The sequence below is a fragment of the Microcystis sp. M109S1 genome (assembly GCF_020247025.1).
GTDB lineage: Bacteria > Cyanobacteriota > Cyanobacteriia > Cyanobacteriales > Microcystaceae > Microcystis.
Genome location: NZ_JADBRW010000225.1, coordinates 1 through 11,187, shown reverse-complemented (window position 1 = coordinate 11,187; position 11,187 = coordinate 1). Strand labels below are relative to the sequence as shown.

The window sequence follows — 11,187 nt, the reverse complement described above, 5'->3', positions numbered from 1 at the left end:
CCCCCACCGAAAAACTTTTTCAGCAGACCCTAACTAAAGACTTGATCGGGATTAATTTGACGGCACAAGCTTTTAATTCCGGTTGCAGGGAAATCGGACAAGCGGCCGGATGGGTGAGACTATTAGCCTCAGCATTTTCTGCCCATAAAGCTCCCCAGTGCATCGGCACAAAGACACAATTAGGGGCAATTGCTTTGGTAATTAAAGCGGGAAAACGGGCAAAACCGCGACGAGAACGCACCTCCACCCATTCCCCCGCTTCTATGCCCAATTTTGCCGCATCTTTGGGATGAATTTCCAGAAAAGGTGCGGGGTGCATTTTGACAATTTTCTCGATGCGGCCGGTGCGGGTTTGGGTGTGCCAGTGACCGTACAAACGCCCCACGGTCAACACTAGGGGATAATCATCGTCGGGGGGTTCCGCTAGACCTTTACTGTGGTAAGCGGCGAAAACAGCACGACCATCGGCAGTATTAAATTTACCATCGGTATAAAGGCGTTTTGCGGCTGTTTTTTCGCTTTTATCTTCATCTTTAACTAAATTCCCCAGTAATTCCCCGGAATTAGCGGTTTTAGGGGCGGAAATTTCATCGATGGAATCGGGCCACGGTCGGGGAGTCTCGGCCAGGCGATCATAATTAATCGCTGTCATATCACAAGGACGTTTATATGTCAACCGGATAAACTCGGAATGTACCTCGGCGGAATCCTTAAAATTAAATTGTGCTTGAAAACCCAAACGGCGGCCAACTTCGGCGAAAATTTGCCAATCGGCCTGAGCTTGACCGACGGGAGGGCGAAAAGCTTTATTTAACGTCACCATGCGCTCAGAATTGGTCATTGTTCCCGTTTTTTCGCCCCATTGGGCCGCTGGCAGTAATAAATGGGCGTAGGCGCTGGTTTCTGTGGGATAGTAGGCATCCTGATAGATAGTAAAAGGTGATTTCAACAGGGCGGCCTTGGTGCGTTCTAGATCAGGCATACTAACAGCCGGATTAGTGGCGGCAATCCAGAGAAGTTTGACATCTCCGGTCTCCAAACCAGTAATCATACTCCAAGCATCGCGACCGGGGACCGGAGAAATCCGACCGGCGGGTAAACCCCAAGCTTGTTCCACTTCGGCCCGGTGTTGGGGATTTTTGACGAAACGATAACCGGGCAGAAGATGGCAGAGTCCGCCGGCTTCCCGTCCTCCCATGGCGTTGGGTTGTCCCGTTAGGGAAAAAGGACCAGCCCCCGGTTTACCGATATTAGCCGTCATTAGGTGTAAATTGATTAAAGTGCGGGCTTTGGCCGTGCCTTCGCTAGATTGATTGATACCCATCGACCAGAGGGAAAGCACTCTTTCCGATTCGGCCCAGTAGCGGGCAGCCTGTTCTAAATGGTCGATGGGGATACCGCATTTACTCGCGACTATTTCGGGGGGATAATGGCGGATAATTTCGGCGTATTTGCCGAAATCCCGGGTACATTTATCGATAAAATAGGTATCGATCGCACCCCAATCCAGTAACAGGTGGGCAATACCGTTAAATAGGTCAATATCGGTCCCCGGGTTAATGGCTAGGTGGAGATTAGCGGCCTCGGCGGTTTTAGTGCTGCGGGGATCGACGACGATTAATTTCGCTTCTTTGTTGCGTTTGAGATACTTGTGCAGACGGTTAAAGATGATGGGGTGACATTCGGCCGTATTTGTCCCCACCAGAAAGGCACAATCGGTTAATTCTAGGTCATCGTAACAGCAGGGGGGACCGTCGGAACCGAAACTGTCAAGGTAAGCGGCCACGGCCGAAGACATACAGAGACGGGAATTAGCATCAAAGTTATTGACTCCCAGACAGCCCTTGACCAGTTTTTGGGCGATGTAGTAATCTTCGGTGTGAAATTGTCCCGAACCGTATAGACAGATACTTTCCTTTTCCCCCTGAGCGATTAGAGTTTGCATCTGGTTAACGATGCGATCGAGGGCCTCTTCCCAAGTACAAAGACGGAATTGATCTTGGAGAGAATCGCGGATCATCGGGGTTTTGAGGCGATTTTTATCGATCGATTCCGCTACGGTGGCCCCTTTAACACAGATCATACCTTGACTGGAGGGGTGGGACTTGTCCCCAAAGACTTTCCATGCTTGTCCGGCCGACGCGCCGGGGGTGACTGTCAAACCACAACCTACTCCACAGTAAGGACATTGGGTTTTTGTAGATTCAGTCATAAGCAGTGGGTCTGATTAGTGGCGCTGTCTTTGGGCATACTAAGATAGTCGGCAGATTTTCTCGGCGAAATTGTAGTTATTAATACAATTTATTACAAGCCTTAGCTAAACTGCCATTTTCGAGATGCAAATCCCGCATTACAACTGGCTAGATAAAAAGCATACACTTGTTCTCGTGTTGAAAAAGAATCGGGATAGGATAATAGTAGTCTCTAGGGTGGGGAAAAAGTTTTCAGCCAGTCATGACCTACGAACCTCTACATCATAAGTATCGTCCCCAAACCTTTGCCGATTTGGTGGGACAATCAGCGATCGCCACGACCTTGAGTAATGCCTTAATCAGTGAGCGAATCGCCCCTGCATACCTATTTACTGGACCCAGAGGCACGGGGAAAACCTCCTCGGCGCGAATTTTAGCCAAATCCCTCAACTGTCTGTCTAGTGACCATCCGACGCCGATTCCCTGCGGTAAGTGTTCCGTCTGTCATGCGATCGCCAATGGTTCCGCTTTAGACGTGATCGAAATTGATGCCGCTAGTAATACCGGTGTGGATAACATTCGGGAAATTATCGAGCGATCGCAATTTGCCCCCGTCCAATGTCGTTATAAAGTCTATGTCATCGATGAATGCCTGACTGGGGATAGCCTTGTTTTCACCGAAACGGGATTAATCCCCATTAATCATCCTGAGATTCTCGGAAAACGAGTTCTCAGTTACAACGAGAGCAGCGGAGAGTGGGAATATAAAAAAGTCCTGCGATGGCTAAACCGAGGCGTAAAAGCAACTTTAACCATTCAAACCAGAAATCGGACGATTAATTGCACTGGTAATCATTTGATTAGAACAGAAAAAGCATGGATACAAGCAAAAAATCTCAAAATCGGCGATCATATCCTATCCCCTGTGAATGTGGCTGCGGGCAACTCATCTCTAAGTATGGAAGGGATGGACATAACCGACGTTTCGTTTCAGGGCATCAAAACTACGGCAATAGTAACGGAACAAGAGTCTATGACTTGGCCTCTATTTTGCAACAGGCTGAATCCATCAAGCCCTTTTGTCAGTGTGGCTGTGGGGAAAAACGGGAAATTCCCTTGTTTCTCCAACAAAAAGGCAGAGGGATCAAAAGTATTGAATCCTATTGGCAAAGACATCCTTACAAACAAGGACACGGTTTATGGGAAAAGCGAACCAAAAAATTACTGTTCCATCGAGAATCTTTGTCCTCAAACAGCCTCGGACTTATATACGGGACTTTACTCGGAGATGGAACTATCGATTACCCCAACCAAAACAGTCGATGGCCGAGAATACGCTGGAATCATGGCAGTAAACAACAAGAATGGCTTGAATACAAAGCCAGTCGTCTTCCAGAGTTACAAATTCAGTCACAAATCGTTGCCAACGGTGGATATGGAGAACTTTCAATCTATGCCCGCAGCGTTTGTCATCCCAGCCTTGGAGAAGTTTTCCAGATGGTCAGACCTCAAGGAGAACGAAAATTTGTTTCCCTCAATTGGCTGGAAAACATCACACCCGAAGGACTGGCTTGGTGGTATATGGATGACGGATCACTCAGTATCACCCCTCACGGAAGCCGTTTTATCCAATTACACACGGAAGGATATTCCCCCGCCGAAAATCAACTTATTGCCGATTGGCTCACTCAAAGAGGTTACGCTACAAAAAGCCTATCCTATACTCGACACAGTACGGGGAAGATCTATCATTACCTCAAAATGGGAGCATCGGCCACAGCCCGATGGATTGCCGATTTACAACCCTATGCAATCCCCTCAATGGCTGACAAATTTCGAGGAAGTGATAGGGATTCAAGAAGGTGACACAGAAAGCGTCTATGACCTAGAAGTGGAGGACAATCATAATTTTGTTGCCAATGGGTTATTAGTTCATAACTGCCATATGCTCAGTACGGCGGCCTTTAATGCGCTGCTGAAAACTCTGGAAGAACCGCCGGATCGAGTGATTTTTGTGCTTGCTACCACCGATCCTCAGCGTGTCTTGCCTACCATCATCTCCCGTTGTCAACGCTTTGATTATCGCCGTATTCCTCTCGATGCGATGGTGACACACCTGCAAAAAATCGCCCAAATAGAAGCGATCGATATTAACCTAGAAGCATTAACCCTTGTGGCTCAGATCGCTAACGGTGGTTTACGGGATGCGGAAAGTCTCCTCGATCAATTAAGTTTACTCGCAGGAACGATTACGGCCGAGCGAGTCTGGGATTTAGTCGGTGCAGTCCCCGAAAGAGACCTCTTAACCCTACTTAAACTCATTCATGGCAATATTCCCGATCAAGTTATCGAACAATGTCGCCATCTGATGAATCGCGGTAAGGAACCTTTAATCGTCTTGCAAAATCTAGCGGGATTCTATTTAAACCTACTTTTAGCCAAAACTGCCCCTAATCGTCCAGAAATGGTCGCTGTCACCGCTCCCACTTGGCAGGAATTGTGTACGGAAGCGCGTAATTGGTCTTTAGAGGAAATTCTCCGCGGTCAACAACTTCTTAAAGACAGCGAAACGCAACTAAAAAACACGACTCAACCCCGTCTCTGGTTAGAAGTCACTCTATTAGGACTTTTACCGCAAGCACAGGTGATTCCTCTAGTTGCCACGGTAGCGCCTTCCCGTCCCCAAACCAGCACCGAGAGGCCCACTGAAGTAATCACAGCACCGGCACCGGTTAATGAACCGATAAAACCGGCGGTTATCACCCCGACAACTAGCGTCGAAGTGCCGAAAACTGAGGTTAAAACTGTTGCCAGTGATGACAATCATGAACAAATTTGGCAGCAGGTTTTAGAAGTAATGGAACCTCCCACTACTCGCACTCTCCTACGTCAGCACGGTAGTCTTTTTAGTAGGTCAGAATCGAGCGCTTATTTGAGCATATCTTCGGAACAATTATTAAAAATGGCCCGGCTACGATTGACTAATATTGAGTCAGCTTTCGAGGCAGTTTTTCAGCGCCGGATTAAAGTCCATTTACAGGTAGGTTCCGCTACTGATGCCATGGCTGCGGAAGTTTCTCAATCCCCGGCGGCCAGGATGCCACCACCACCGGAAACCGCACCAACTCCACCAATAACTCCCGAAAATAAAGTTATGACCGTGGTGGATATTCCCCCGGTCAAAGAAGCAATTATTGAGAAAAATGACAAAACTATTAGCACAGAACTGCCCCAAAAAATCTTAAATTTTGATTCATCTTTAGAGACATTAGATCAAGATGTCGATGTTAGTGAAATTTTGGCAGCCGCTCAAAAGTTAGCGAAATCTTTTGATGGTGAAGTGGTCAATATGGGTTATTCACTGCCAGAAAATTCGGCCGCAGAAACTAAAGTTAATAAGTCTCTGGAAAATATGACTATCGTGCGCGGGAGACCTGATGTTAACGAAATTTTAGAGAGTTTGGAGGAGGACGAAGACCTTCCTTTTTAAAGCTATCTCAACGGCTTGTGCTAAACTGATAGGATATGCCACGTCTCAGGATTGGCTATTCTTGCTCAAATTCTAGCTACTAGACCTATGACACCCGAAACTAAGGCCAGAATCGATCAATTAGTCCAGAATAACAAAGTTATTGTGTTCATGAAGGGCAATAAATTAATGCCTCAGTGTGGTTTCTCGAATAACGTCATACAAATTCTCAATATTCTGGGGGTTTCCTACGAAACTGTCGATATTCTGCAAGATCAGGAGTTAAGACAAGGAGTTAAGGAGTATTCCGATTGGCCGACTATTCCCCAAGTCTATATCAACGGTGAGTTTATTGGCGGTTCCGACATTATGCTCGAACTCTATCAAAATGGGGAACTACAACAAATAGTCGAGGTAGCCTTAGCTTCCTAAAAATTTTCTAGGTTAGGTTAGCTAATCTAACCTAGTTTAAACCTACCAAACAGTAATCAGTAATCAGTAATCAGTGAAAAGACGGCAATTTTCTACTTAAGACTGTCCACTAAAAACTCAAAACTGCTAACTGATTGGTACATCTCAGTTTTGTAGAAATATCTATAGGACATTTTGGGCGCACGCAGTTCGATAAACTCACTGACCACGATCATTGGTGTCAACTTAAGCAAGAGGCTTAATTATAAAGAGTACCTGATAATCCAAGAGGAAGATAGTAAAAAACGGTAAAATAATGAGAAGAAATCAGAGGTGAGTCAGTGAAAACGCGCTCTAAGCAACGACCTAGAAAAGAGGGGAATCCCGAATTACGCTGTCAATTTCAGTCGCCAGCCTTGCACATTCGGATATTCTCGACTCTGTGTGATAATCAGTGCTTATCATTCGTAGGAGTCTTGCTAGGCAAGGCTTTGAAGACTATATTTCCGAAAAATTATCCCTATTCTTCTTCTTCCCACACAGAAACAAGAAGAGCCGTTTTTTAACGGTTACTTCCAAGTACCTTCGTACACGACCGAATGAGGGCGGCAGTCAGTTTATTGAGTTGGAGGGAAATAAACCCAAATTTCAATCTTCCCATTAGGAGCATTCCAGTCCACTAATTCTAGTAGATCCGATTCTAGTAGGTCTTTAGGTAAATTTATGTTTTTATTATTATTCACATAACTTTGAGTGAGTTCCCCTAGATTTTTAGCTCGTTCTCTATCCCCAGCATGAAAATATTTGATCCTACTGATTGGCTGATCATTCTTTAAAGAATATGTATTTTGAACATCTTCTTTTTTAATCGGATGTAAATCATCAATTGTGTAATTTTTACCTAGATATTGCTTAAATTTGTTCACTTCTTTCTCGTTCTCGTTATAGTAAATATAAACAACAAAATCAAAATTTTTAGTTATTTGTTCAACAATTTTCTCTCTAGGATCCTTGCTATTTTTGTAGCCTTCTTGAAGTTTTCTAAGCTCTTTAATAATCCCATTAGCTTGATTCGGATCCCTTTCGCCAATAATCATAAGAGCCGTAAAAGTATCTTGAAACTCTGGTGTTTGTCCTATAAATTCTTGATCTGTATTTGAGGGTTTAGACATTAACTCTTTAAATCTTGATCTATAAATTTGCGTTGCTATCTCAGCAATCATCTGCTTAGAGCTTTCATCATTGTCAGCTATCGTCCGATTCAAAGCAATTAAAGCGATATCTTTTTTTAATTGAGGGCTTTGTAAATCTCCAATCAATTTTTGAATTAATTCTGCCGTTTGAATGTTGGTTTTAAATCCTTCTAATTGATTCTCAATATTTTCGGTTTTCTGTTGCAGCTGAGAAGTCTGATATCCTATAAACCCATTGAGAATGGCAATAATCATTAAAACAAATGTCGATAAAGATGAGACACCTATACTTATTTTATCCAAGCTATCTTTAGGCTCATTATTCTTGTCAGACATAGTTAACTCCTTCCTTGTGTACTCACTTAAATATTCACACCACACCCCGCATCACCTGCACCAATTCCCCCACTACCTAATCCTGCTTACTCCTTGCCTCAACCAGTTGGTCATTCAACCCTGACTGCCTGACACATCTCAGTGAAGTCTAGGTCAATCGGGGGTGGCAAGTCAAAGAGCAAATGCGAGAAAACTAAATCCGTTCCTAGAAATATTCTCGGGCTAGGTTAGAGACAAAACAAGGCTGAGGAGCTTTGGGAAACAGAGGAATAGGGGCAAAAAGTTCTCGTCCTTTAGATAGAATACCCCAGACCTAACACAACTCGATTCTAACCCACTTTCCCAGAAACATTGAATCTCCTAACAAAACTTTACATTTAAGGACATAACAACCCCAAAACGCCATTTTTCAATAGGTTATCACCATAAGTGGGAGAGAGTCGCTCCCCTTTAAAACTGTCCCTTGAATTGTTCTCTATCTTTTGCTATGAGGAAACTTTGTTGGGGGATACCGATGTGAATTCCCTTCTCCTCAAAAGCAATCTTGAGACGACGACGATACTCTCTTTCTATGTCCCATTGTCGTAATCTTTTGACGACAATTCTGAGCATAATTTCCATTCCCGTGTGAGAAACCCGACTGACACCAGCAACCTGCACAGGATTGATGATATCTTCTTGCCATTGTGGATCTACAGCCATATTTTCAGCGATGGCTGCCATTAAAGCGATCGCCACATCTGGCTCGGTCTGATAGGCGACTTCGATGGTAAAATCGACCCGCGCCCAATCTTTACTGAGGTTGTGTGCGGTGATAATTTGGTTATGGGCAATAGTGATTAAACGTCCGTCGGCGGCCCGCAATTGAGTCGCTCGCAAACTCATATTTTCCACCAAACCAATAAACTCCTGAAACTGGACCATATCACCAACAGTGTATTGGTCTTCAAAGACAATCAGAAAACCGTTAATCCAATCTTTTAAAAGATCCTGAAAGGCAAAGGTGAGCAATGCTCCCACTAAACCGGCTCCTGTGAGTAAAAAGGCGAAAGAAAGACCCATCCAGGCAAAAAAAATCAAAATTCCCAGAAAAATAGCAATAAATGTGATAATTTCTCGCCAAACTTTTAATAAAGTTGGAGCGCGCAGAATCCTCCTTTCCAAATTTTCGGAAAAAACCGCTCCTTCCTCTACCCACTCCCGTAGCCGAGAATTAACGTAGAGATTAATCATATTGCTCACTGATGTCAGCAGCAACCAGATAATAAAAATCCGTAAAGGAATACGAATTATCCCGCGTCCTTCTAGCCTAGTTTCAGGAAATACATACAAAATCGCCGCTATTCCGCCAAACCAAAGCAGTATCAGTCCAATAAGAGCCAGTCTTTTCCAGAGAATATTTAACGTCAGTTGTCGCTGAATATCAGCCTGTTGACGGAAATTAGAGGAATCTTCCACAGAGGCTAAAATCGGTTCTTGGGAGCGATCTTTTCTGGGAGGGGAATTTCTGGGTAAATTCTGATCGGATTGACTTTTAGCTTGTTTTTTGAGGAGATTGAAGCGATTTCTTAAACGTTTCTGCCACCAAATTAATAAACAGCTTAAGCAAACCATCCCGAAAATAATTATAGTGGCAGTCATTACCTGTTGCCGGCGAGCGGCGGGCTGACGTTCTTGCCAAGCTTGGAGCAAAGCTGTTTGGATGATTTTAACCCATCTGTCCGCTAAATCGGCAACCGAAGAAGAATCGATCAGGGCATCAATTTCTGTTACTGTCAGAATTACCTGTTGCGGTAAATTCTGGTTATCCCTGGCCACAATCACAGTTAAATTATTGAGGGTCGCCGGACTTACTTGCAAGGTTGTCGGATCGAAACCCCCATTGATAATATTATTTAAGCCTCTTTCAATGCGCCTAGCCCGTCTTTGTACTGGGGAGATTTCCTGGGCCGCTTCCACCCTAGAAGCGGTAAAATCTTGGGAGGCAATCTGAAATAAGGCAAATCCATCTAAATACACGGAAGCATATTCTATATCCCCGGCTACAAAAATCCTTGTCCCCGTGGGAGATGCAAATGGAACCAGAAAATTTTGGGCTAGGGATGGCAGGGTATTAAGAACAAATATACTAACCAAGAGGCAACCCGCCAATCCTTGAATGACCAGATTGAAAATTTTTCTCCGTTGCCGTCGTCCCATTGCCCAAGTTTCCTTTTTGATTAACAATGATCTTTACCCGCTTTCTCAGCTTATAGCAGTTATCTTAATGGTGAGATGCGAAGTTTTCGTTTTGGGGAGTCGGTCGTCCCTCTCCCTTCTCCCTTCTCCCTTCTCCCCAACCCCTCACTGATAACTGATTACTGATTACTGATAACTGAAATCCCCAACACCCTACTTAACTTCTCATGTCCAATATTTCCCCACAGTGGCGCGAGGAAATTACCTCTTTACCTACTTGGTTACGGCGCTCGCTCGGTAAATCTAGCGAAATTTCCACGGTTCAGCGCATTATCAAACAAAGGAACATTCATACTATCTGCGAGGAGGGTCGCTGTCCCAATCGCGGCGAATGTTATGCCCAAGGTACGGCGACTTTTTTGTTGATGGGTCCCACCTGTACCCGCTCCTGTGCTTTTTGTCAAGTGGATAAGGGTCATGCACCCATGCCTCTCGATGTCGAGGAACCGCAAAAAGTGGCGGAAGCGGTGCAATTGTTAAATTTAAGTTACGTTGTCTTGACTTCTGTAGCCAGAGATGATATGGAAGACGGCGGAGCCAGTTGGTTTGTGCGGACGATGACAGCCATTCGCGAACTCAATCCCCACACTTTAATTGAGGTGTTAACCCCGGATTTTGCTGGGGGTAAGGGAAGTCAACAGCAACGGGTGGCGACGGTGGTGGGAGCAAAACCTGCCTGTTACAATCACAATATCGAGACGGTGCGCCGTTTGCAAGGACCGGTTAGACGCGGGGCTAAATACGATCGCTCTTTGGCGGTTTTGCGTTATGTTAAGGAAATCGATCGGTCAATTCCGACGAAATCCGGCTTAATGGTCGGTCACGGTGAGACAAAAGAGGAAATTATCGAGACTTTGGCAGATTTACGGGCGATCGACTGCGATCGAGTTACTATTGGTCAATATATGCGTCCTTCTCTGGAACATTTGCTCGTACAGAAATATTGGACTCCCGCAGAATTTAGCGAGTTGGGAGAAATTGCCCAAAAAATGGGTTTTTCCCAGGTTAGATCCGGCCCCCTAGTCCGCAGTTCCTATCATGCCGGAGAGTAAATCAGTTATCAGTTATCAGTTATCAGATGTAAGTTTTAAGTTAATTTTTGTAAATCTACTAAGTTGGGATTTTTACGGGGAAACTCTCGGCTAAAATTGGGCGTTACTTTCGATTTTATGACTCAATCCAAGCTTTTGGGGGGTTCTACCCCCCAAACCCCTAGGGTTGATTCATTTAAATTAAGTACAGCGGATTTTGAGTCAATAAATTTGACCGAAGATTCTCAAGTTTATCTTTCTCTAACCAAAAGAGTTAGTCACAATAACTAATCTTTAATCCTCTGCCAATATTTATT

General features: G+C 44.6%; 6 protein-coding genes. 3 read left to right on the top strand and 3 right to left on the bottom strand.

Annotation, left to right across the window (positions count from 1 at the left end; genetic code table 11):
- Positions 1 to 19: 19 nt before the first annotated feature.
- The gene (locus tag IM322_RS11320; protein ID WP_287673390.1) at positions 20 to 2,212 is read right to left on the bottom strand and encodes a molybdopterin oxidoreductase family protein; all 2,193 of its coding nucleotides are present in this window, start codon (positions 2,210 to 2,212) and stop codon (positions 20 to 22) included.
- 242 nt (positions 2,213 to 2,454) lie between these two features.
- Between IM322_RS11320 and dnaX the strand changes: the two genes are divergently transcribed.
- Both dnaX and grxD read left to right on the top strand, forming a co-directional pair.
- Positions 2,455 to 5,682, top strand: a complete 3,228-nt coding sequence (gene dnaX / locus IM322_RS11315; RefSeq protein WP_287673388.1) for a DNA polymerase III subunit gamma/tau — start codon at positions 2,455 to 2,457, stop codon at positions 5,680 to 5,682.
- A gap of 87 nt (positions 5,683 to 5,769) precedes the next feature.
- Complete coding sequence (gene grxD / locus IM322_RS11310; RefSeq protein ID WP_287673387.1) at positions 5,770 to 6,093, top strand: Grx4 family monothiol glutaredoxin; 324 nt, start codon at positions 5,770 to 5,772, stop codon at positions 6,091 to 6,093.
- Between the two features lie 596 nt (positions 6,094 to 6,689).
- Here grxD and IM322_RS11305 read toward each other — a convergent pair.
- Both IM322_RS11305 and IM322_RS11300 read right to left on the bottom strand, forming a co-directional pair.
- On the bottom strand, positions 6,690 to 7,601 hold the full coding sequence (locus IM322_RS11305) for a hypothetical protein (protein ID WP_287673385.1): 912 nt from the start codon (positions 7,599 to 7,601) through the stop codon (positions 6,690 to 6,692).
- Between the two features lie 450 nt (positions 7,602 to 8,051).
- Positions 8,052 to 9,800, bottom strand: coding sequence for a mechanosensitive ion channel family protein (locus tag IM322_RS11300; RefSeq protein WP_353737508.1), 1,749 nt, complete (start codon positions 9,798 to 9,800; stop codon positions 8,052 to 8,054).
- Positions 9,801 to 10,006: 206 nt separating this feature from the next.
- Here IM322_RS11300 and lipA point away from each other — a divergent pair, with 206 nt between their 5' ends.
- Complete coding sequence (gene lipA, locus IM322_RS11295) at positions 10,007 to 10,891, top strand: lipoyl synthase (protein WP_287673383.1); 885 nt, start codon at positions 10,007 to 10,009, stop codon at positions 10,889 to 10,891.
- Positions 10,892 to 11,187 lie beyond the last annotated feature (296 nt).